This window comes from Chryseobacterium sp. R2A-55 (assembly GCF_021401085.1).
Lineage (GTDB): Bacteria > Bacteroidota > Bacteroidia > Flavobacteriales > Weeksellaceae > Kaistella.
On the sequence record NZ_JACBFP010000001.1, the window covers coordinates 318,442 to 339,957 of the forward strand.

At 40.0% G+C, this 21,516-nt stretch carries 18 protein-coding genes; 10 read left to right on the forward strand and 8 right to left on the reverse strand.

The window, feature by feature from the left end:
• Nucleotides 1-50 precede the first annotated feature (50 nt).
• The gene (gene hemB / locus L0951_RS01475) at nucleotides 51-1,043 is read left to right on the forward strand and encodes a porphobilinogen synthase (RefSeq protein ID WP_234108976.1); all 993 of its coding nucleotides are present in this window, start codon (nucleotides 51-53) and stop codon (nucleotides 1,041-1,043) included.
• 346 nt (nucleotides 1,044-1,389) lie between these two features.
• Nucleotides 1,390-3,060: an asparagine synthase B gene (gene asnB / locus L0951_RS01480; RefSeq protein ID WP_234108978.1), complete on the forward strand. Its 1,671-nt coding sequence runs from the start codon at nucleotides 1,390-1,392 to the stop codon at nucleotides 3,058-3,060.
• A 120-nt stretch (nucleotides 3,061-3,180) separates the two neighbouring features.
• Here asnB and L0951_RS01485 read toward each other — a convergent pair whose 3' ends face one another.
• Nucleotides 3,181-3,741: a Crp/Fnr family transcriptional regulator gene (locus L0951_RS01485; protein ID WP_234108981.1), complete on the reverse strand. Its 561-nt coding sequence runs from the start codon at nucleotides 3,739-3,741 to the stop codon at nucleotides 3,181-3,183.
• A gap of 323 nt (nucleotides 3,742-4,064) precedes the next feature.
• Here L0951_RS01485 and L0951_RS01490 point away from each other — a divergent pair, with 323 nt between their 5' ends.
• Nucleotides 4,065-4,247: a hypothetical protein gene (locus L0951_RS01490; protein WP_234108982.1), complete on the forward strand. Its 183-nt coding sequence runs from the start codon at nucleotides 4,065-4,067 to the stop codon at nucleotides 4,245-4,247.
• Between the two features lie 57 nt (nucleotides 4,248-4,304).
• Here the strand turns inward: L0951_RS01490 and L0951_RS01495 are convergent, their stop codons facing one another.
• The 3 genes from L0951_RS01495 to L0951_RS01505 form a co-directional block, all read right to left on the reverse strand.
• Nucleotides 4,305-5,516 carry an ABC transporter permease gene (locus L0951_RS01495; RefSeq protein WP_234108984.1) on the reverse strand — a complete coding sequence of 404 codons (1,212 nt, stop codon included), beginning with the start codon at nucleotides 5,514-5,516 and terminating at the stop codon, nucleotides 4,305-4,307.
• A gap of 214 nt (nucleotides 5,517-5,730) precedes the next feature.
• A complete protein-coding gene (locus tag L0951_RS01500; RefSeq protein WP_234108986.1) occupies nucleotides 5,731-6,687 on the reverse strand; it encodes an HlyD family secretion protein in 957 nt (318 codons plus the stop codon).
• 150 nt (nucleotides 6,688-6,837) lie between these two features.
• Nucleotides 6,838-8,238 carry a TolC family protein gene (locus tag L0951_RS01505; RefSeq protein ID WP_234108987.1) on the reverse strand — a complete coding sequence of 467 codons (1,401 nt, stop codon included), beginning with the start codon at nucleotides 8,236-8,238 and terminating at the stop codon, nucleotides 6,838-6,840.
• A gap of 414 nt (nucleotides 8,239-8,652) precedes the next feature.
• Here L0951_RS01505 and L0951_RS01510 point away from each other — a divergent pair, with 414 nt between their 5' ends.
• Both L0951_RS01510 and L0951_RS01515 read left to right on the forward strand, forming a co-directional pair.
• On the forward strand, nucleotides 8,653-10,059 hold the full coding sequence (locus L0951_RS01510) for an MFS transporter (protein WP_234108988.1): 1,407 nt from the start codon (nucleotides 8,653-8,655) through the stop codon (nucleotides 10,057-10,059).
• A gap of 130 nt (nucleotides 10,060-10,189) precedes the next feature.
• Entirely contained in the window at nucleotides 10,190-11,065 is an 876-nt protein-coding gene (locus tag L0951_RS01515) for a pirin family protein (RefSeq protein WP_234108989.1), read from the forward strand.
• Nucleotides 11,066-11,142: 77 nt separating this feature from the next.
• On the opposite strand, the gene L0951_RS01520 is transcribed toward L0951_RS01515, so the two are convergent.
• A complete protein-coding gene (locus tag L0951_RS01520; protein WP_234108990.1) occupies nucleotides 11,143-11,754 on the reverse strand; it encodes a 4'-phosphopantetheinyl transferase family protein in 612 nt (203 codons plus the stop codon).
• A 52-nt stretch (nucleotides 11,755-11,806) separates the two neighbouring features.
• Between L0951_RS01520 and ahcY the strand changes: the two genes are divergently transcribed.
• The 4 genes from ahcY (at nucleotide 11,807) to L0951_RS01540 (ending at nucleotide 16,130) form a co-directional block, all read left to right on the forward strand.
• Nucleotides 11,807-13,120: an adenosylhomocysteinase gene (gene ahcY / locus L0951_RS01525; protein ID WP_234108992.1), complete on the forward strand. Its 1,314-nt coding sequence runs from the start codon at nucleotides 11,807-11,809 to the stop codon at nucleotides 13,118-13,120.
• A 121-nt stretch (nucleotides 13,121-13,241) separates the two neighbouring features.
• Nucleotides 13,242-13,931: a T9SS type A sorting domain-containing protein gene (locus L0951_RS01530; protein ID WP_234108993.1), complete on the forward strand. Its 690-nt coding sequence runs from the start codon at nucleotides 13,242-13,244 to the stop codon at nucleotides 13,929-13,931.
• 345 nt (nucleotides 13,932-14,276) lie between these two features.
• Complete coding sequence (locus tag L0951_RS01535; RefSeq protein WP_234108995.1) at nucleotides 14,277-15,236, forward strand: tetratricopeptide repeat protein; 960 nt, start codon at nucleotides 14,277-14,279, stop codon at nucleotides 15,234-15,236.
• A gap of 249 nt (nucleotides 15,237-15,485) precedes the next feature.
• The gene (locus L0951_RS01540; RefSeq protein ID WP_234108997.1) at nucleotides 15,486-16,130 is read left to right on the forward strand and encodes a hypothetical protein; all 645 of its coding nucleotides are present in this window, start codon (nucleotides 15,486-15,488) and stop codon (nucleotides 16,128-16,130) included.
• 62 nt (nucleotides 16,131-16,192) lie between these two features.
• Here the strand turns inward: L0951_RS01540 and L0951_RS01545 are convergent, their stop codons facing one another.
• Entirely contained in the window at nucleotides 16,193-17,545 is a 1,353-nt protein-coding gene (locus tag L0951_RS01545; protein ID WP_234108999.1) for a DEAD/DEAH box helicase, read from the reverse strand.
• 50 nt (nucleotides 17,546-17,595) lie between these two features.
• On the opposite strand from L0951_RS01545, the gene L0951_RS01550 reads away from it, so the two are divergent.
• The gene (locus tag L0951_RS01550) at nucleotides 17,596-18,240 is read left to right on the forward strand and encodes a hypothetical protein (protein WP_234109002.1); all 645 of its coding nucleotides are present in this window, start codon (nucleotides 17,596-17,598) and stop codon (nucleotides 18,238-18,240) included.
• Nucleotides 18,241-18,273: 33 nt separating this feature from the next.
• Here L0951_RS01550 and guaA read toward each other — a convergent pair whose 3' ends face one another.
• Nucleotides 18,274-19,803: a glutamine-hydrolyzing GMP synthase gene (guaA, locus tag L0951_RS01555; RefSeq protein ID WP_234109005.1), complete on the reverse strand. Its 1,530-nt coding sequence runs from the start codon at nucleotides 19,801-19,803 to the stop codon at nucleotides 18,274-18,276.
• Nucleotides 19,804-20,014: 211 nt separating this feature from the next.
• Nucleotides 20,015-21,250: a phosphoribosylamine--glycine ligase gene (purD, locus tag L0951_RS01560; RefSeq protein WP_234109007.1), complete on the reverse strand. Its 1,236-nt coding sequence runs from the start codon at nucleotides 21,248-21,250 to the stop codon at nucleotides 20,015-20,017.
• Between the last annotated feature and the right edge of the window lie 266 nt (nucleotides 21,251-21,516).

The following is a 21,516-nucleotide window of genomic DNA, read 5'->3' on the forward strand; positions in this document are numbered from 1 at the left end:
AAAAAACTATCTCTAAATTTGCAGGAGATATTTCAAATACCATTCCAAAAATGATCATCTATTCAAGAAACCGAAGATTAAGAACCAATGCATCAATCAGAGCACTTGTGCAGGAAACCGTCTTGACCACCAATGACTTCGTAATGCCACTGTTTGTCATGGAAGGACAGAACAAACAGGAAGCAATCCCATCTATGCCGGGAATTTTTAGAAGATCGCTTGATCTTACCTTGACGGAATGCAAAGAACTTTTTTCTCTTGGGATAAAGGCGGTTAACCTGTATATGAAGGTTTCCGAAGGCTTGAAAGACAATACGGGAAAAGAAGCATGGAATAAAAACGGATTGATGCAGAATACCATTAAAGCCATTAAAGATGCAGTTCCAGAGATGGTAATCATGCCAGATGTGGCGCTTGACCCTTATTCCATTTACGGACATGACGGAATCATCACACGTGGAAAAATTGATAACGACGCCACCAATGAGGCATTGGTCAAAATGTCAGTTTCTCATGCGGAAGCAGGTGCCGATATTGTCGCGCCAAGTGACATGATGGACGGCAGAGTTGCCGCAATCCGGACTGGATTAGAGGAAAGTGGGTTCACGGATGTAGGAATTTTAAGCTATGCCGCAAAATATGCCAGTTCCTATTATGGACCTTTTAGAAGTGCTTTGGATTCTGCCCCGGTTGATAACCAGGAAATTCCAATGGATAAAAAAACCTATCAGATGGATTTCCACAATTCCAGGGAGGCGATTGACGAGGTTCTGAAAGACGTGGCGGAAGGTGCAGACATCATCATGATCAAACCCGGACTTCCTTATCTGGATATTGTTTCCAAAGTTCGCGAAACCATCGATTTGCCTGTCGCGGCCTATAATGTAAGCGGAGAATATGCCATGCTGAAAGCTGCCGCACAAAATGGGTGGCTCGACAATGACAAAGCGATCATAGAAAGTTTGACCTGCATCAAAAGAGCAGGAGCAGACATGATTTTCACTTATGCGGCGAAAGAGGCTGCAGTTTTATTGAATCAGTAAAACTCCTTTTTTGAAATAGTTAGTGATTATTTTTGATTCTAAATTTCCCTTTGCTGTTCCAAAATGAAGATTTCCATTATGCACCTTGAAAGTTCAGGGACAATATCCGCAAGTTTAATTTTTTCAGTACTGATCAGTATAAAAGCTTTAACTGATTAAATTTATTCCGTAATTTACGCTATTAACGCACATATTTTCTTTAAAGTAAATATTTACTTTAGTTTTATAAATCAACTCGTTAAGTTTGCATCAGAATTTTAATTCTTGACTTTACCGATTTTAAGGAAAATCATGCCGATTAAAATTCACGACTCTAAAGTTGATTTTTAATTATTAAAAAAGAAATATGTGCGGAATAGTATGTCTTTTGGATGCAAAACAGAAAACGGAAACTTTAAGACCTCAAATCCTGGAAATGTCTAAAAAAATTCGACACCGGGGTCCGGACTGGAGTGGGATTTTCCACAATGAAAAAGTAATCTTCTCCCACGAGAGATTGGCAATTGTGGACCCAACTTCGGGTAAACAACCGTTATTCACCAAAGACGGAAAAGTGGTTTTGGCGGTCAATGGTGAGATTTACAACCATCAGGAACTGAGAAAGGAATTCCAGGATGATGAGTTTTTGACCCATTCCGATTGCGAGGTGATTCTTGCACTATACCGAAAATACGGAAAAAATTTCCTTGAAAAACTTAATGGAATTTTCGCGTTTGCGCTTTATGATATTGAAAATGATGTTTATCTGATCGGTCGCGACCACATGGGAATTTGTCCGCTATACCAAGGTTGGGACAAAAATGGAAACTATTATGTTGCTTCCGAATTAAAAGCTTTGGAGGGAATTTGCAAAACCATAGAGTGCTTTCTTCCCGGACATTTTATTTACAGCAAAGATGGTCAGGAAATGCAGAGATGGTACCACAGAGACTGGGAGGATTTTGAAAAAGTGAAAGACCACGAAACCCAGATTTCGGCCATCAGAAAAGGTTTAGAAGATGCGGTTCACCGCCAGTTGATGAGCGATGTGCCATATGGCGTTTTACTTTCAGGCGGCTTGGATTCTTCGATTATCGCAGCAGTTACCGCAAAATATGCTCGAAACAGAATTGAAAGCGGCGACACTCAGGAAGCGTGGTATCCCAGACTTCACAGCTTTGCGGTAGGTTTGGAAGGTTCACCGGATTTGGTAGCTGCGCAGAAAGCGGCGGATCATATCGGAACCATCCACCACGAAATCCATTTTACGGTGCAGGAAGGTTTAGACGCGGTGAAAGACGTAATCTATCACCTGGAAACTTATGACGTAACCACTGTTCGCGCTTCCACACCGATGTATTTATTGGCAAGAGTCATCAGATCAATGGGAATCAAAATGGTTCTATCAGGCGAAGGCAGTGATGAGCTTTTCGGAGGCTACCTCTATTTCCACAGAGCACCGAATGCAGAAGAATTCCACAAAGAAACCTTGAGGAAACTTGAGAAACTGCATCTTTATGATTGTTTAAGGGCAAATAAGGCATTGATGAGTTGGGGAGTTGAAGGCAGGGTTCCGTTCCTGGACAAAGAATTCGTAGATGTGGCAATGACCATTAATCCGAATGATAAAATGGTTGACAAAACACAAGGGAAAATGGAAAAATGGGTGCTGAGAAAAGCATTTGAGGATTTGTTGCCCGAATCCATTCTATGGAGACAGAAAGAGCAGTTTTCCGACGGTGTTGGTTATTCCTGGATTGATTCCTTGAAGGCAAAAGCGGAGGATGAAATTTCTGACGAGATGATGGAAAACGCAAGACTCCTCTTCCCACTGAATACCCCTCAAAACAAAGAAGAATACCGATACAGAAGGATCTTCGAAGAATTTTTTCCAAGTGAAACTGCTGCGGCGACCGTTCCTTCTGTTCCTTCCGTCGCTTGTTCTACTCCGATCGCTTTGGAATGGGATGAAGCCTTCAAAAAAATGAATGATCCAAGCGGAAGAGCGGTGGTTTCTGTGCATGAGGACAGTTATTAAAGAGCCAAGTAAAAAGAACCAAGAGCCAAGTAAAAATCCTGCGATTATTTTTTCGCAGGATTTTTTTCCAAAATTTTTGCGATTTACAAAAGCATATTGCAGATCGACGAAAGCCGACAGCTAAATTTCGCTACGAATTCTACTCAATGTTTCCTGCGAAATTCCCAGGTAAGTTGCAATCATTCCTAAAGGTGCTCGAAGAATGATGTTGGGATTCTCTTCTAGAAGTTGGGCATATTTTTCCTTCGCGGTCATATATTGTAGCGAGTTGATTCTTTTCGCCATTTGCGACATCAGATTTCCGAGGATGAAACGGCTGAAATTGGCTGAAGTCAAAGAAACGGAACACAATGCTTCCAATTTGTCGTAATGGCAGAAAGTGATGGTGCTTTCTTCTAAAGTCTCAATATTGTAACGCGTTGGTTCTGCTGTGAAAATAGTGTCGAGGTTGGCAAATGTTTTTCCGTCGGAAAAAAAATTGGTCGTGATGTCTTTTCCTTTTTCGTAATAAAACATTCTTGCCAAACCTTCTTCCATAAAAAAAACGGTGCGGTTAAAGGTATTTTGTTTGCTCAACAATTCACCTTTTGCGAACACTTTGGTTTCGGTTTCTTTGCGGAAAAAGTTTTCGGTTTCGGCGTCGGTTTTTATATATTTGGAAAGGGCTTCGAGAAGTTTCAATGGGTTGCTTTTTTACAAAAATAGGGTTTTATTATTTCTACCGCAAAAGTCACAAAAGTTTTGCTAGACGATTCTTTAAAGTGAAAATAAGCAAGTGTAAAAAGTTGCAGAGCGACGAGATATTGTTAGAAAGACACATTTTTGAAGATAGCGGAGCGCCGAAGGTGCGACATCTTGGTTCTAAATTTTTATTCCCAGAAATTCACGAATTTTCATTTTTATGGATGGGTGCTACGATTGCGTGGTATTACGGACCAGCGATTAATTAATACTTTTTCTATTTTTTTAATGGAATCGTTTGAACCTCGCGTACTCGGTTTGCTATGGAAATCCTTTCTGTTTTTTTAGAATGGGAAAAGGTGCGAAAAAAACAAAAAGATAGCAATGCTTCGACTTCGCTCAGCACAAACTCCAAGCGCGGTCCCGACAAAAAATGGCGTTGGGATTGGTTGGGATTTTTTATCGGGATGGCCCATAACTTTGAAGAAAAAGAACGCCCGAAATAATTCGGACGCTCCCAACAAACAAACAGTAAATGAAAACTGTTCTAACATTAAAATAAACTATGTTGCTGCAGTGATGGCGGTTTCTTCTTCCCCGGTTTCTTCGTTGATGCGGTATTTTTTGAAGAGGAAATGGATTTTGATTTTTAAGGCAATCCAAGCCAAAATGAAGTAAATCCAACCCAAAATAAAAAGGTGCAGGAAGTATTTTTTCGTGAGGAAATCGGAACCTTTTTGCACGAGCATGATTTTGAGCGCCTCCAAATACGGCGTTAATGGAATAATTGCGGTGAAATTCCTGATAAATTCGGGCATTGCGGAAGTGGGCCACGTAAATCCGCTGATGATGAACGCGGGAGATGCGATGACCATTAAAATCTGTGTGGCTTTGAGTGCATCGGGAATGAGGATGCTGACCAAAACCCCCAAATTGGTTGCCGAAACCACGAATATGGCAGTGACGAGGAAAAAATTCCAAACGTTTTCGGGCACCGGAATTTTGAAATACAGACTGCACAAATAGAAAAACAGGATGTTGAAATTGGCGAAAATCCAAACGGGAAGACATTTGATTGCCATTACCAAAACGGCGTATTTTTGTTTTCCGGCGAAATCTCTGATGAAAGATTCTCTTTTAAATTCTTCGGAAAATGAAACCGCCATTGCGAGTAAAATCACCTGTTGCAAAACCACAGCCATCATTGCAGGCCACATAAAAACCAAGTAATTACTCGTGGTGTTGAAGAGCGTGATGTAGTTGGTTTTCAGCGGTTCGTATTGGGTTTTGGCGATCTCAGCGTTCATTCCTTTTTTTTGTAATGCCTTCATTTCGGCTCCTGCGGAAAATGTTCCCAAAGTGAGTTGCAATGCTTTTGTGGCGAAATTTGCGGTCAAAACATTGGAAGTGTTGACATAAACATTGATTTCGGGATATTTTTTTTGGAGCATCATTGCTTCAAATCTTTCGGGTATGATGACGACTGCGGATGCTTCGGTTTTGATGACCTCATCTTTTAGATTGGAGGGTTCATCAATGTAGTTCAGCACGTTAATGGTTTTATTGTCTTGAAGCATTTCCACAATTTGGTTGGACATCGCGGAGTTATCGTGATTGATGACGATGACGGGAATGTTTTCTACTTTTCCTTTTTGGTAGGTAAAACCGATAAGTAAAGCGTAGAAAATCGGCGCGACAAAAAAGACAGAAATCAATGTCTTGTTGGTGAAGAACAGTTTGAATTCGCGTTTTAGTAAATATCTTAGTTGTTTCATTAGTTTAGATTTTAGCTGTCAGATTTCAGATATCAGACTTTTGACTGCATTTTTTTAACCCCGAAAGGCACAACAGTTTTTTTTCACATTAGAGATGGAACTGAATGGGCTTTAGAAGTTCACAAAGTGAAAATCGAAGATTTTCAGAACTTTTGTGCGCTATTCCACAGCATTTATATCACTTTCATCTTTTGTGACTTTTGTGGTTTAATAACTATTTTAAGGTCACATTTGAGTTTACCAAAATATTGTCTGCCAAAGTCTGGTTTTCGGGAACGACTTTGATTTCGTAAACCGCTTCTTCCGGTTGATAATCGGGGAAAGCAGTGGTGATATCGGCATATCTCGTCAACTGTTTGATGGAAACAATTTTTCCTGCGATTTCTTTTTTGTTGTAATTCACCATCATTTTCACTGGCATTCCTTTTTGATAATTCGCAATTTTACTTTCCGGAATGGTGAAACGGAAATAAGATGTTTGCGGAATGTAGCCCGAAAACAGCGGATAACCTGCAGTTGCGAGTTCACCTTTGTTGAGGGAAATGGTTTCAATTTCCATATCGTTGGTTGCGATGATGTATCTTTCGGAATACGCCACATTCGCTTCCTGAAGCGCGCCCATCGCTTGATTTTGCTGACCTTGAGCCATTTCGATTTTTTCAAAACGGGTTCCTTTTTCCACGTCGTTCAATTCTGCGTTTACCGCATCCAATTGTGCTTTTGCACCTTGATATTTCGCAAAATATTCATCATAATTTTGTGGCGAAAGCAATGAGTCGCGGTACATATTTTTTGCTCTGCTAAAGGATTTTTGGGCGTATTGATATTGTTCTTGCAAACCTTTTTGTTTGGCTTTCAATTGGCGAAGTTGGTCGGCTGTTGCGCCATTTTTTGCCATTTGCGCTTGTGCTTTTGCGGATTTTACGGCTCCTATTGCCTGTGAGATTTTTGCGGAAACTTCGGGAACATCCAATTTTGCGAGCGTGTCTCCTGCTTTTACCGCTTGTCCTTCTTCAACGTAAATTTCTAAAATTCTGCCCGTAACTTTTGGGGCGAATGAAACGGTTTCTTTTTTGGCTTTTCCGTCAATAGGTTTTTCGGAAGCGGGTTCTTTACAGGCAACAACCGTGAAAACAGTTGCGAGAGATAAAGTTTTTAATAAAGTATTCATTTTAAAGTTTGTTTGTTTGATATAATTTGAAATAGTTTGAATTTGTTTCAGGTTTCAGGTTTCAGGTTCAAAGATTAAAAAATTCACTGTTGACAGCGAACCGAATTCACCATGCACTTTTCTTGGCTCCTGGCTCTTTTTAATTGGCTCTTATAACTCTTCTATATGTAAGTTTTGCGTCGATTTCATCAATTCCACCGCGCTTCTTCGTTGGTTGAAAACGGCGGTTTGATAATCCAACTCGGCGGTTTCCAAATCGTTTTCGGCTTCGATTAATTGGGAAGATTTGATAGTTCCGTAACGGAATTCTTTTTCAGCTTGAGTTAATGCCAATTTTGCGATTTGTCGTGCTTTTGCTTTGGTTGCGATTTGCGAATTGGCGATGTCGTAGTTGGTTTGATTGTTGGCTAAATTCAGGGCTAATTTGTCTATAGCATCGGATTTTTTACTTTGCAAAATTTCCTTGTCGATTTTCGCTTTTTCAACGGCAGACTTTCCTTCTTTACCATCAAAAATTTCCCATTTAAAGCCAATTCCGATTTGGAACATAGGTAAAATATTGATGTCTTTCGGTGCCCAATTCAATTTTTTTGGAATGAAGGGAGCAATATTTTCCGAGGAAGTAATGTGGTTATCATACAATCCGAAATAGGACAAAGAACTCACCGCCTGAACTTTTGGTTGCCACCACTGATTCTCGGCTTTCATCTTGAATTCCGATGCTTTGATACCGTGTTCCAATGCTTGAATTTCAGCGCGGTTTTCTACATTTTTATTTAAAACTTCGTATTGAATCGGAACCAATTCAGGATTAATTTGTGCAATTTTTTCGCGTTCTAAACCTGTAAGAATTTGAAGTTGCGTGATAAGCAATTCCTTTTTTCCTTCATATTCCACCATTTTGGAGTCTAAATTTGCTTGAGCCAATTCAATTTTTTTGTGGTCGTAAGGAGTGATTAATCCGTAACCTAAAGCTTTATCCGCTGTTTTTTTGTTGATGTCCAAACGTTTTTTGGATTCGTCTAAAACTTTTTTCGATTCGTGAACAAGAGCAAATTGGTCGTATGCTTTTGAAATTTCCGTGATGACCTCATCTCTCGTTTTTTGCATCAAAGCGGTTTCTGAAAGTTTCTTTTCATTCAATGCCTGATTTAAATATTTTACTTTTCCGCCTGAATAAAGCAAAACACTCGCTTCTGCTTTTGCACTTCCCGAAAATCCGGAAATATTGTAATTGTTTTTCTGTTCGGTAATTGTCATTCCGGGAAAAACGGGCGGAACTTTCGGAATTGAAATTTCAGGTGAAGTTAAATGAGCGGTCGTATTCATATAACCAAACTTGCCACTGATTTCCAATTTTGGAAGAAAAATGTCTTTTAATTTTTCTTGGTCGAGTTCGGTGTATTTGGTTTCTAATTTTTGCTGTTCCAACAAATGATTTTTTGCAAGACCTGCATTGATGAGTTCCTGCAAATCGGGAGCAGACTGCGCCGAGAAAATCAAGGGCAGAAAAACCAGAATTTTGCTAAAGTTATTTTTAAAAGTATTCATTTCTTTTGTTTGTTTTGACGGTGCAAAGTTCCGACGACGAGAAAAGAATTCCTTTGACATTTGTCAAAAAGTTAAATTAAATTATTAAAACGCAATGACGCAAAGAATTTCTTCAGTTTATTCTGCATAAATGTTCGCAACGGCGTTTCACTCAGCAAAGCAAAGTTGCTTAAAAGTATTGTCAAGCATGTTTTTGTGTTTTTAAAAAAAAAGTAAAACTTCGAAGGTTTCCAATTGCTAAATGAAACGCCTTTGCTTCTTATTCAGGAAGTTCTTAATTCCATTTTCATTGCGTCATTGCGTTAAACATTACAATTCATTGATACTTCTTGGTTGATTTTGTCGGAATTTTTTTCAACTATTTTTCGTAATTTGGACATACCATTTAGGTTCACTTTTTGTTCCACAGATTTCATGCCCGATACTTTTAAAAAATTCGATACCACGACCAAAAGAATTCTGCCGTTCATTTTAGCCACGGCAATTTTTATGCAGATGCTCGATTCTACGATTCTGAATACTTCGCTTCCGTCCATCGCGAAAGATTTGAACGAGTCGCCACTCAATATGCAAAACGCAATTATCAGTTATGTCTTGACTTTGGCGGTGTTCATGCCGGTCTCGGGATTTTTGGCGGATAAATTTGGGACAAAGAAAATCTTTATCTTTTCGTTGATTGTTTTCAGTTTGGGTTCCGTATTCTGCGCAGTTTCCCAAAACTTGACACAATTGGTGATTTCCCGCGTCGTTCAGGGAATTGGCGGCAGTTTGATGACCCCGGTCGGAAGATTGGCGCTCATCAAAACCTTTGACAAAAGTGAATTGGTTAAAGCGATGAACTATGCAATCATTCCCGCATTAATTGGCCCTGTTCTAGGACCATTGGTAGGTGGCTATCTGGTGGATTACCTTTCCTGGCATTGGATTTTTCTCATCAATATCCCGATTGGATTACTGGGGATTTTGCTCAGCATCAAGAATATGCCGAATTATTTTTCAAAGAAAATTAAATTTGATTTAAAGGGCTTTTTCATTTTTGCATCTGCTTCTTTACTGCTTTCTACCGCACTTGAAAGTTTCGGCACCCTTCAGAACGTCACCCCCGTTTTGCTGATTTTCATTTTAGGTTTCCTGATGATTTATTTCTATTACAGGCATGCCAAGAAAACAGACAATCCCATATTTCCGCTTAATCTTTTTCAGGTGCGGACTTTCAGGGTTGGGATTTTAGGAAATCTTGCCACAAGATTGGGAATCAGCGCCATCCCCTTGCTTTTGCCTTTGATGATTCAGATCGCGTATGGAGAAACTGCCGTGGTTTCGGGTTGGATTGTAGCTCCCATGGCATTGACCGCCATGTTTGGTAAATCGGCTGTAATCGGAATTCTGGATAGATATGGATACAGGAAAACACTCATGGTTAACACATTTATCATAGGGATATTAATATGCTGTCTTGGAATTCCCGGAATCCATACTTCGATTTATTGGTTTATTCCGTTAATTGGAATTTTGGGATTTTTCAACTCCATCCAGTTCACTGCCATGAATACCATTTCGATCGCTGATTTGCGGCACTCCCACACTTCCAGCGGAAACTCCCTTCTCGCAGTGAATCAGCAGTTGGCGATTGGTTTTGGGATTGCATTGGGATTGGTAATTTTAAAACTTTTTGAAAATAATAATGCGTTAATTAAAGGAAATATTCATTTGGCGTTTCGCTACACGTTCTTTGCAGTAGGAGTTTTGACCATTCTTTCGGGTTTTGTTTTCAGGAGGCTTCATTCCAGGGATGGCGACAACATGAAGACGGAACACTGATGATTGATAAAACATGTTCGCCAACCACTCAAAACCTTTAGGTTATCAAGCAGTTGCAGTTCTTACCTTACATCAATGTTTTTCCACGGCATCTCTTGTACTTTTGTACCGTAAAAAAATGAGATGCAAAATGTCAACCAAAAAAGTAGAGTTAATAGCAGCACCAAAACCAGCACATTTCGTGGGTGATGGCTTCAGAGTGCACAACTTCATCCCAAGTGGTTATCATCTGGATATGAAAAGAATGGACCCGTTCATTATGTTGGATTACAATTCCAAATTCCATTTTTCGGGAACCGATACTCCACGTGGAGTCGGCGTTCATCCGCACCGTGGTTTTGAAACCGTGACAATTGCTTATCAAGGTCGCGTAGAACATGGCGACAGTTCCGGCGGTGGCGGAATCATCGGACAGGGCGATGTGCAATGGATGACCGCCGCTTCAGGAGTTTTGCACAAAGAATTCCACGAAACCGAATGGGCAAAAGAAGGCGGAATCTTCCAGATGGTGCAATTGTGGGTGAATCTTCCTGCAAAAGACAAGATGAGTCCCCCAAAATACCAAGCCATCAAAAATTCAGAGATGAAAAATGTGGATTTGGGTGAAAACGGTTTCATAGAAGTCATTGCGGGAGAATTTAATGGCGAAAAAGGACCTGCAACCACTTTCAGTCCGGTAAATTTGATGAATGCCAAACTGAAATCGGGTGGAAAAGCAATTTTCAGCTTTCCAGAAGGTTTTACCACTGCCGCCTTAGTCATTGAAGGAAAAATCATCGTAAATGAAAAAGAAAAAGTTCCGACCGACCATTTGGTTTTATTCGGAAATGAAGGAGAGGATTTTACGATTGAAACCTCGGAAGATTCCATTGTATTGGTAATCAGCGGCAAACCATTAAACGAACCGATTTATCCGCACGGACCTTTTGTGATGAACACCCGTGAAGAAATTATCCAGGCGTTCAACGATTACAATACTGGAAAATTTGGCTATTTAGAAGATTGATAAGCGAAAAATATTCACCATCAACAATTTAGGAAAAATTTATTAAGGCAGAAAATTTCGGTTTTCTGCTTTTTTGTTTAATCCACAATGGTAAAACAGTAATTGTCAAAAAACTCTACACGCGCCTTGAACAGATCGGAAACTCTTTCATCATGCACCCTGCACAAGATGTTAAAAGGAAAGTCCAGGTCAAAAGGTTTCACTTCGTAATGCTTTTTCAATGACCAGTAATTAGAGTGGTGGATCTTATAAAGGCTTTCCTTCAGCGACCAAATTACGGTGAGATAGGCCACTTCCCTCCCCTTTTCGATAAATTCCGCCTGGTCGGGATAAAGAAATTTATTTTGAATTTTTAAAATTTTTGAATTAAAGGGCTCCATATCGATTCCTATCTTGTGTTTAGAAAAAGCCATTGCGGCAAATGGAAAGGAATGGGTAATTGAAATTTCAAAATCGTTGGGCTCCAAATACGGAGTCCGGCCATCATAAAGAATCTTGTGTCCCGGCAACACCGTTTTCAAAATCTTCCGAATGAGCAAAAGCTCTTTCAGTTTGGTGGGATGGTATTCTTTGATTTTTTCATAGTTTTCCTCTTCCACCAAGGTTTCCTGGTTCAGCTCTTCTTTCTCATCATGCTTCCAGACTAGGATTGTGGCTTTGTCATCAGAATAATCTCGGTATAAAGGCATATTTTGTGGCGCAAATAATAGTTCGTAAATTTGCAAAAATTTTTTAAATCAGATGGAAACTACTACACAATACATTCCTTACAAAGTTAAGGATATTTCCCTGGCTGAATGGGGAAGAAAAGAAATTCAACTGGCAGAAGCTGAAATGCCGGGCTTGATGGCGATCCGTGAAGAATACGGTCCATCTCAGCCTTTGAAAGGCGCAAGAATAGCCGGATGTCTTCACATGACCATCCAGACTGCTGTTTTGATTGAAACTTTGGTTGCATTGGGAGCAGACGTAACCTGGTCTTCCTGTAATATCTTTTCAACCCAGGATCACGCAGCAGCAGCAATCGCAGCAGCAGGAATCCCGGTTTATGCGTGGAAAGGAATGAACGAGGAAGAATTTGACTGGTGCATCGAGCAGACTTTATTTTTCGGCGAAGACAGAAAACCTTTGAACATGATTTTAGACGATGGTGGAGATTTGACGAACATGGTTTTCGACCGTTTTCCGGAATTGACCAAAGACATCAAAGGTCTTTCTGAAGAAACCACCACCGGCGTTCACAGACTTTATGAAAGAATGCAAAACGGAACTTTGGTGATGCCGGCAATTAACGTAAATGATTCGGTGACCAAATCCAAATTCGACAACAAATACGGGTGTAGAGAATCTGCAGTAGATGCGATCAGAAGAGCAACTGACGTGATGCTGGCCGGAAAAAGAGTCGTAGTTTGTGGTTACGGTGACGTGGGTAAAGGTACTGCAGCTTCTTTCAGAGGAGCAGGCTCCATCGTGACGGTTACCGAAATTGATCCAATTTGTGCGCTGCAAGCCGCAATGGAAGGTTTCGAAGTGAAAAAACTGGACACTGTGATCGAAAATGCAGACATCATCATCACCACCACTGGAAACTTCAACATTGTGCGAGGAGAACATTTCAAAAAAATGAAGGATAAAACCATCGTGTGTAATATTGGTCATTTCGACAATGAAATCGACATGGCCTGGTTGAACGCCAATTATGGTTCCACAAAATCTGAAGTAAAACCTCAGGTTGATATTTATAATGTGGACGGAAAAGACATCATCATCTTAGCTGAAGGTCGTTTGGTGAATTTAGGTTGTGCAACCGGACACCCTAGTTTTGTGATGAGTAACTCATTCTCTAACCAGACTTTGGCGCAGATTGAACTTTGGACCAACTCCGCAGCCTATAAAAACGAAGTTTATACATTGCCTAAAAAATTGGACGAGAAAGTCGCAAATCTTCACCTGAAAAAAATCGGCGTGGAACTGGAGACCCTTTCTCCGGAACAGGCAAAATATATCGGTGTGGAAGTGGAAGGACCTTTCAAACCGGAATATTACAGATATTAAGAACAAGGACTCAGAAGAAAATTCTGAATAATATATTTAGCACCGCATTTTTTTGCGGTGCTTTTTGATTTTTGATTCATATTTTTTCTTAACTTTAACCTAAATACAAAACAAATCAACCATGAAAAAAACATTTATCTGCTTCCTGTTTATGATAGGAATGAATTTATTTGGCGAGATTCCGGGAATTTGGGCAATCCAAAAAATTAAATATCAGGGAAATTTTTATCACTATTTCACTCCTACAATTCCAGATCCATCGGCCTACGCTAATGAGACTACATTTGTTTATTCCAAAATGCACGCTCATCTTTTCAATACCTTTCAAGGAACCATCTCGTCACTGACCGATGATCAAATTACCATCAGCAACTTTGCGGGAACATTGATGCAGTCTCCCGATACAAATTTTGATCTGTTTGAATCCAATTTCGCCAATATCTTCCTTCTGCCTGAAGTTCCGCGAACCTTTTACTACGAAATAACTTTGAGTCCACCTTATGACGTGCATCTTGTTCTGACCGATGTGGAAAATGGCAACCAAATCTATTTTCTTACCCATATCCTGGCTTCAAGCGATTCCGTTAAAAATAAAGCTTTTGTCTATCCAAATCCAGTTTCAGATCTATTAAGAATTGAAAACTTGGAAAAGAATTCGTCCATAAGCATGATGGATTCAACCGGAAAATCAATTTACCGATCGTTTGTCAAAGACAAAAATGCGATCCAAATAAGCCTGGAATATTTCCCTGCTGGAGTCTACTTTATTCGGGTGAATAATGAAAATCCCATCAAAATATTGAAAAAATAGATAAGTGGGCATTTCCAATAAAAACAACATTAATGATAGCATCTATCTTTAAGCTTTATTAACTTAAAGTTCAAAAAAAGAACAGCTCAACACTGAGCTGCCCTTTTCATCATTTTGTGTCTTGTGCTTTAAAATCACATTAACTCTCTATTCAACACATAGTGAAATCACCCTATTTAATAGATCTGGTTAATAAATTACATTAGTACCAATCATCACAATAAAGCCTAAATGATTGATTAATAGAATATTTAATAATTTTAGAATTGATATTTACGATTATTTGAACTTATTTTTTTAACTTTCATTTTCTAAAAGCAAAAAGATCCCACAAATACATTCGTCATGAAAAAAACCACGCTAATCTTTTACCTTTTTTGCGGAATTTTCCTGCACGCCCAAAAAAGCAAAGCACTCCCCGCGAAAAAAGAACTGCTCCAGAATGTCTCGAAAGATGCCTGTAAATGCACCGATTCCATCAAAATAGTTCACAAAGAAAAATTTGAGATCAACCAGGAAATCAGCCAATGCATAGACAAACAGGTCCTCATTTATCAGTTGGGAGCCAAAATGGCAAGGGTGGCAGAAAATCCAACGGAAACCAAAAATGTTAATATTGAAGTCAATAGCAACAAAGAATCCGAAGAGTATAAAAAATATTTTTATGAAATCCAGAACTATCTTTTAGACAATTGCGAATCGGTGAAACGCGCAATTTCCACTGTGGAACGTAAAGAAGAAGCTTACGTTCCCAAAAACAAAGCCGCAATCACAGCATACAATGATGGCTTGGCTGAAAACCGTAGAGAAAACTGGGATAATGCGCGGAAGAAATTTGAAAAGGCAGTAAAAGAAGATCCGGACTTTGCTTATGCATGGGATAATTTGGGAATCACCTATAGAAGGCTAAAACTTTATGACAAAGCGATCGAGGCTTATCAAAAATCACTCACCATCAATCCTTCCGGGAAAATGCCGTTGCAGAATCTTCCGGTCGCCTTTATTTATAAAGGAGAATATCAAAAAGCAATCGACGCTTTCAAAAATTTAGAGAATTACTATCCAGGCGATCCCGAAGTTTACTACGGAATTGGGCAAATTTACTATGAACATCTGCAAGAATACGAGAAAAGCCTGGGTTATATGTGCAAGGCATTTAACGCCTATACCACCCTGAAATCCCCATACAGAGCAGATGCAGAAACCATCATTGTCTATATTTACCAAAAAATGAAGGAACAGAATAAACTGGACAAATTCAACGAAATCCTGATCGAAAATAAAATCGAGCCGATCAACCCATAATTTTTCGATTCCGCTGATAAAAAAAAAATGGGAAATCCCGGTGGCAAAATGAACCAACCAAGTTCAGACTCTATTTTCTCATGCCTGATTTTTCCTAACAAAAATATCTCCTTAATCCCCGATTTAAAAATATAAATTTAATGGTTCCGCGGCAAATGGTTTGGAAGCCCACCACTTCAAACCGTCTAAATTATTCCTGTACAGCACTTTAAAACAACTTTTTTTCTTAATTTTGTAAAAACACAATTGATGAAAAAAATCTACCTGATTTTCAGCTTGCTCATTGCGGCTCCACTTTTTTCGCAAAAGAATAAAATATCCGGAAAATCCTGGGAAGTTCAAAAAGTAAAATATGACGGAGTTTTTTATGAATATTTTGATGCAGCCGAAAGTGAGGTGGTGAATGTGGTTTATTTTGCTCCCACCGAAATGCAGTCAGAATTACGTGATTTTATTAGAGTCAATTCGGATCAAGACTCAATCGAAGTATTCAACATGGTGGATTCAGAAGTCGCAATCCTGACTCCTGACAAGCAATTCGACTGGTTTCAGGAAGATTACGCATATCTATTTCAGTTACCGCTGATTCCAAGAACACTCTACTACGAATTGTCCAGAACCAGTGCAAACGAATACCAACTGGTGACTACCGATACCATGACCGGAAACCAGATTTATTATGAACTAAAAGATTTTGACGTCCGAAATTCGAAATCCAAACGTTCTAAAGGAGTTAGAATTTTGACGGTGGGTGAAATTACCAGTATGACCTCCAGTGACGTGAAAAAATTGGCTCGAAAAAACAAACCAGTTTACCGCTCGCCGAAACAAGAAAATCAAAATGCGAAAAACCTTCTGAATTACCTGCCAAAAAGCGATGCTGCAGATGACTAGACGGAAGAGAATTTAGAAAACCTCCTATTAAAGAGCAATAATTTCATCCCGATAAGTGAAGATCACTTCTTTCGTTTCGCCTTTGCCTTCGACTTTAGTTGGGCACGATTCGCACCCACTTTCTTCGGCGGTTTTCTTTTATGCGGACCGCCCCAGTTTTCCTTTTGATTTTTTTCCTTCTTCTCATGGAAAGCGCCGCCACCTTCTTCCAGCTTCACAGTGTGCGCGTTTTTCATCTGCACTTCTTCTTTTTCAGAAGCAATTTTAGTCGGATTGATTTTCACTTCCGAAGGAAAATCCTTTATCAAAAGTTCTTTATCCATCAAAACCTCAATTTCCAAAAGCTGGGGTTCCTCTTTTTTGGTGATCAAAGAAATTGCAGTTCCGTCTTTGTCGGCTCTTCCGGTTCTTCCAATTCGGTGGATGTACTGTTCGGGAACTTCAGGGATTTCAAAATTGATAACGTGGGTGATATTCGAAATATCCAGTCCTCTCGCCATAATGTCGGTGGTAATCAAACCGCGGATTTCCTCAGCTTCAAATTTCCGCATGGCGTTCAAACGGTAATTCTGAGATTTGTTGGAATGGATGACGTCAAATTCTTCAGGGAAAATCTCTTCGATTTTGGTAAAAAGATAATCGGCGTTCTTTTTATTACTGCAGAAAATGAGCACTTTGGAAAAACCTGAATTTGTTTTCAAAAGATGTTCAAGAAGATTGATTTTGGTGTTAAAGTTTTCGACCCTGTAACCGATTTGTTCAATTTTCTCTAATGGCGTCCCGGATTTTGCCAATGAAATCTCCACGGGATTTGCGAAATATTCGTCCAGCATTGCATCCACTGCTTCAGTCATCGTGGCGGAGAAAAGGATGTTCTGTCTTTTTTCGCGCATCATTTCGAAAATATGCGTCAGCTGTGGACGAAATCCCAAATTCAGCATTTCATCAAACTCATCGATGATAAGTTTCCGGACTTCCTTAAGCGAAACCGCATTGTCAATCGCCAAATCCATTACTCTTCCAGGAGTTCCAACCAAGATATCGCAACCATCATTGAACAGCAATTTTTGGGTATTGATATTTTTTCCACCATAAATCCCGATGACTCTCGCCGACAAATTCTGAGTTAAATTTTCCAGAATTTCTGCTACCTGCACCACCAGTTCTCTTGTGGGGACCAAAATCAAAACCGTGGGATTTCCACTTTTGCTGTACTTCCAATTTTTGAGAACAGGGAGAAGATATGCCAAAGTTTTCCCGGTTCCGGTCTGTGCTATTCCCATCACATCGCGGCCTGAAAGTATTGGTTTTAGGGACTTTTGCTGAATCGGTGTGGGTTCAAATAGATTGGAGTCAGCTAATACATCAAGAATTTTTTCCGGCAAATCAAAATCGGCAAAAGTAATTTTCTCCATTTTGCAAAGATATGTTTTTTAGAGGATTAATAATTTTGTAATTTGGTTGGATGAAATGGCTTACATTGTTACTCCCGCTTTTTCTTTTATCTTGTTCTGATAAAAAAGAAATCAACACCACATTTTTGCCTCCGGAACCCGGGAAAACTGAAAATACAGACAAACTACCGAATTCTGAAAACCCTGCATTAACTTCCTGGATCAGCTACTACAAAAAAAGCAATCCCGAATTCGCGGAAGAAAAATTCGCTTTTATCAATACTTCCCCAATTACTTATTATCCCAGTAATGTAAAAGTGATGAATGAACCGGGTTTTAAAGAAATCTACAAACCATTTTTCGTTTTTAATAGAAGCCAAAACCAGTATCTAGATTTCGACAGCTACCAGTGGAAGGTGGCAGCAGACGGAAGTGCCAGTTTCGAAGCTGATCAGGAAGTTGTTTTGGTCGATTATAAAAATAAAAAAAAACAGCGTATTGCCTTCTTCGGACCGTCCTATTTTATTGAAGAAGCTTATTGGCAGGGAGATTCCGTTGCTGTACTGCTTGGGAATTCCTATGAAAAAGTTCCCTTTATGATGAAATATAACTTCCAAAATATGACTGTAGAAAATTGGCAGTATCCGGACACTTTGAATTTCGACATTCCCTATTCTAAAGTTCGGCTTCAAAAATTCGGGGTTAAAACTGAATAAAAAACGCATCGGTCATGGATGCGTTTCAATTCTTTATTCCCACTCGATGGTTGCAGGCGGTTTGCTGGAAATGTCATAGGCAACTCGGTTGATTCCGCGCACTTCGTTGATGATTCGGTTGGAAATGTTTTCCAGGAAATCCCACGGAAGTTTGCTGAACTCGGCCGTCATGAAATCGATGGTGTTGGCGGACCGAACCACTGCAGTGTATTCGTAAGTACGCTCATCACCCATTACGCCCACAGATTTTACCGGAAGCAGAACGACAAATGCCTGTGAAACTTTTTCGTAAAGATTATTTTTATAGAGTTCCTCAATGAAAATATCGTCGGCTTCCTGAAGGATTTTTACTTTTTCTTCGGAAACTTCGCCTAAGATCCTGATTCCCAAACCGGGCCCTGGAAACGGATGTCGGTACACCAAATGATGTGGAATTCCAAGCTCCTCACCTACTTTTCTCACTTCGTCCTTAAAGAGTTCCCTTAAAGGTTCAAGCAATTCGAAATCCATTTCCTCAGGAAGTCCACCGACATTGTGGTGGGATTTGATGACCGCAGAAGGACCTTTCACCGACTGAGATTCAATCACATCAGGATAAATGGTTCCCTGAGCAAGAAATTTTGCGCCTTCAATTTTATGGGATTCTTCATCGAAAACGGCAACGAATTCATTTCCGATGATTTTTCGTTTTTCTTCCGGGTCAGAGATTCCTTTGAGCTTGTTCATGAATCTTTCTGACGCATCGACCAGTTTGATATTTAAATGGAAATGTTCGCCATAGTTTTCCATCACTTTTCGGGCTTCATCTTTACGGAGAAGGCCGGTATCCACGAAGATGCAGGTGAGTTGGTCACCGATTGCTTTATGAATTAAAACTGCCGCTACAGAGGAATCCACTCCGCCGGAAAGTCCGAGGATGACTTTTTGTCCGCCTACTTTTTCACGGATTTCCTCCACGGTGCGGTCGATATAATTGGTGAGGCGCCAATTGATTTCGGCATTGCAAATATTGAACACAAAATTTTCCAGCATTTTTGCGCCTTCCTCGGTATGTGAAACTTCGGGGTGAAACTGCACGCAATAAATTTTTCTGGATTCATCAGAGATTGCGGATATTACATCGGTATTTCCGTTTACAGAGAATCCTTCAGGAACCTCCTCCACTTCATCAAAATGACTCATCCAGACTGTGGAGAACCGGCTGATTCCCAAAAGCAGTTCATTACTTTTTTCGATCTGCAGTTTTGCTTTTCCGTATTCGCCTTTTTCTCCCTTTTTCACTTTTCCACCCAGAAGATGGGTGGTCAGCTGCATTCCATAGCAAATCCCGAGGATTGGGATGTTTTGTTCAAAAAGTTCCCGATCAACCAGGTGTGCATTTTCAGCGTTCACCGAACTTGGTCCACCGGAAAGAATGATTCCCAGAGGATTTTTACTCAGAATTTCTTTTAAAGGCGTATTGAATGGCAGCACTTCTGAGTAAACTCCCAGATCCCGGATTCTTCTGGCAATGAGCTGATTGTACTGTGAACCAAAGTCGAGAATGATGATGGCGTTGTTCATTGAGATTGTTGAAGGTTTAAAAATTTGAAATTTGAGTTTTGAAAGGGTTCTATGGAGGGTTCCTTTAAAAAGACTTCCTCCTTTTCATGAAATACCGAATTGTAACCAGCCCCGATCGAAACGGCATCCCCCGCAACTTCGGGGATATATTGGAGAGCGGGAAATAGCTCCAAAAAACTATAAAAAATGGGAGACGAATCCCCCACTTTATCTAGAATTTGCCGATATCTTCTCTGTAATATTCATAATCGAAGTTGATGGTTTTGGCATCTGCATAAACCGCATTTCTTGCTTCTTCATAGGAATCAGCGGTTGCAACCAGGCTCAAAACCCTACCGCCGGAAGTGATGACTTTGTCACCAACATTTCGGGCACCCGAGAAAAGTACTTGGCTATGGGCTTTTTCAACATTTTTGATTTCATAACCGGTATCGATTTTTCCGGGGTAACCGCCGGAAGCCATCACAAGACAGACCGCTTTTTTGTCGCTGAATTTCAGTTCCACCTCTTTTCCTTCGAGGCAATCATTGATTACATCGAGCAGCTTGTTTTCCATCAGTGGCAAAATGACCTGAGTTTCGGGATCGCCGAGTCTCATGTTGTATTCCAGAAGGTAAACGCCGTTTTCGGTCACCATGAGTCCAAAAAAGATAAATCCTTTGAAATGAATATTTGAAGCGTGAAGCCCCTTCAAAGTTGGGTTCAAAATATTCTGTTCAAAGTCTTTATAATGTGCTTCGGTAAATTCGGGACTTGGCGCCACACTTCCCATTCCGCCGGTATTGGGACCTTTGTCTCCGGTCCCTACTTTTTTGTAATCTTTCACCGGAATACATGGAAAGAACTTTTTACCGTTTGAAAATGCGATAATAGACGCTTCAAAACCGTTTAGATATTCTTCTACAACGACCTGGATTCCGGCGTCTCCGTATAAACGACCGATCATGAAACTGTGGATGGTGGATTCTGCCTCTCCCAAATTATTGGCGATCACCACGCCTTTTCCACCGGCAAGTCCGCTCGCTTTGATGACCAATGGGAATTCCTGAGTTTTCACATAGTCGATGGCATCCTGATAAGCATCAAAAATAACGGCTTTCCCTGTTTTAATTTGGTGGGTTTGCATGAACTTCTTTGAAAAAGCTTTGCTTCCTTCCAGTTCTGCGGCATGTTTTTTTGCCCCGAATATTTTGAGCCCGTGTTTGTGGAATTCGTCAACGATTCCTGCAACCAATGGTGCTTCCGGACCTACGATGGTTAAATCAATCCTTTCCTTGATGGCGAAATTCCGCAATTCTACCACATCTTCCTCATATACATTCTGCCCCAATTTATCTGTGGTGGCATTTCCCTTTGCAAAATACAGTTTTGAAATCCTGCTGTCTTCTCTTAACTTTACAGCAAGAGCAGATTCCCTTCCGCCATTTCCTACAATTAAAACTCTCATAAAAGTTTATTTTATTATTTATACAAATTTAATGTTTTGAACTAGAAAGTGCAAACTGTTTTTGGTGCAGCAAATCTGATTTCTCTCGTTCAATTGATATTACTCACTGCGAAAATGGGTTTTCTGAGCAAAAAATAAGAAACAATTTCCAGATCGCTATCGTTGTTATTGACTGGAATTGCTTCCATTTTTCACCTATTTAGCTGTATTCCTCACCGACTTCATCGGGTCTTAATGACTCTGTCCTTTCTTTGCTTTTGGGCGAG

What these genes read in the sequence shown, in the direction of transcription:
- L0951_RS01520 (WP_234108990.1), bottom strand. Translation starts at nt 11,754, where the DNA reads ATGCCTTTATACCGAGATTATTCTGATGACAAAGCCACAATCCTAGTC.
- ahcY (WP_234108992.1), top strand. Translation starts at nt 11,807, where the DNA reads ATGGAAACTACTACACAATACATTCCTTACAAAGTTAAGGATATTTCC.
- L0951_RS01510 (WP_234108988.1), top strand. Translation starts at nt 8,653, where the DNA reads ATGCCCGATACTTTTAAAAAATTCGATACCACGACCAAAAGAATTCTG.
- L0951_RS01515 (WP_234108989.1), top strand. Translation starts at nt 10,190, where the DNA reads ATGTCAACCAAAAAAGTAGAGTTAATAGCAGCACCAAAACCAGCACAT.
- L0951_RS01495 (WP_234108984.1), bottom strand. Translation starts at nt 5,516, where the DNA reads ATGAAACAACTAAGATATTTACTAAAACGCGAATTCAAACTGTTCTTC.
- L0951_RS01505 (WP_234108987.1), bottom strand. Translation starts at nt 8,238, where the DNA reads ATGAATACTTTTAAAAATAACTTTAGCAAAATTCTGGTTTTTCTGCCC.
- L0951_RS01545 (WP_234108999.1), bottom strand. Translation starts at nt 17,545, where the DNA reads ATGGAGAAAATTACTTTTGCCGATTTTGATTTGCCGGAAAAAATTCTT.
- asnB (WP_234108978.1), top strand. Translation starts at nt 1,390, where the DNA reads ATGTGCGGAATAGTATGTCTTTTGGATGCAAAACAGAAAACGGAAACT.
- L0951_RS01490 (WP_234108982.1), top strand. Translation starts at nt 4,065, where the DNA reads ATGGAAATCCTTTCTGTTTTTTTAGAATGGGAAAAGGTGCGAAAAAAA.
- hemB (WP_234108976.1), top strand. Translation starts at nt 51, where the DNA reads ATGATCATCTATTCAAGAAACCGAAGATTAAGAACCAATGCATCAATC.
- L0951_RS01550 (WP_234109002.1), top strand. Translation starts at nt 17,596, where the DNA reads ATGAAATGGCTTACATTGTTACTCCCGCTTTTTCTTTTATCTTGTTCT.
- L0951_RS01500 (WP_234108986.1), bottom strand. Translation starts at nt 6,687, where the DNA reads ATGAATACTTTATTAAAAACTTTATCTCTCGCAACTGTTTTCACGGTT.
- L0951_RS01540 (WP_234108997.1), top strand. Translation starts at nt 15,486, where the DNA reads ATGAAAAAAATCTACCTGATTTTCAGCTTGCTCATTGCGGCTCCACTT.
- guaA (WP_234109005.1), bottom strand. Translation starts at nt 19,803, where the DNA reads ATGAACAACGCCATCATCATTCTCGACTTTGGTTCACAGTACAATCAG.
- purD (WP_234109007.1), bottom strand. Translation starts at nt 21,250, where the DNA reads ATGAGAGTTTTAATTGTAGGAAATGGCGGAAGGGAATCTGCTCTTGCT.
- L0951_RS01535 (WP_234108995.1), top strand. Translation starts at nt 14,277, where the DNA reads ATGAAAAAAACCACGCTAATCTTTTACCTTTTTTGCGGAATTTTCCTG.
- L0951_RS01530 (WP_234108993.1), top strand. Translation starts at nt 13,242, where the DNA reads ATGAAAAAAACATTTATCTGCTTCCTGTTTATGATAGGAATGAATTTA.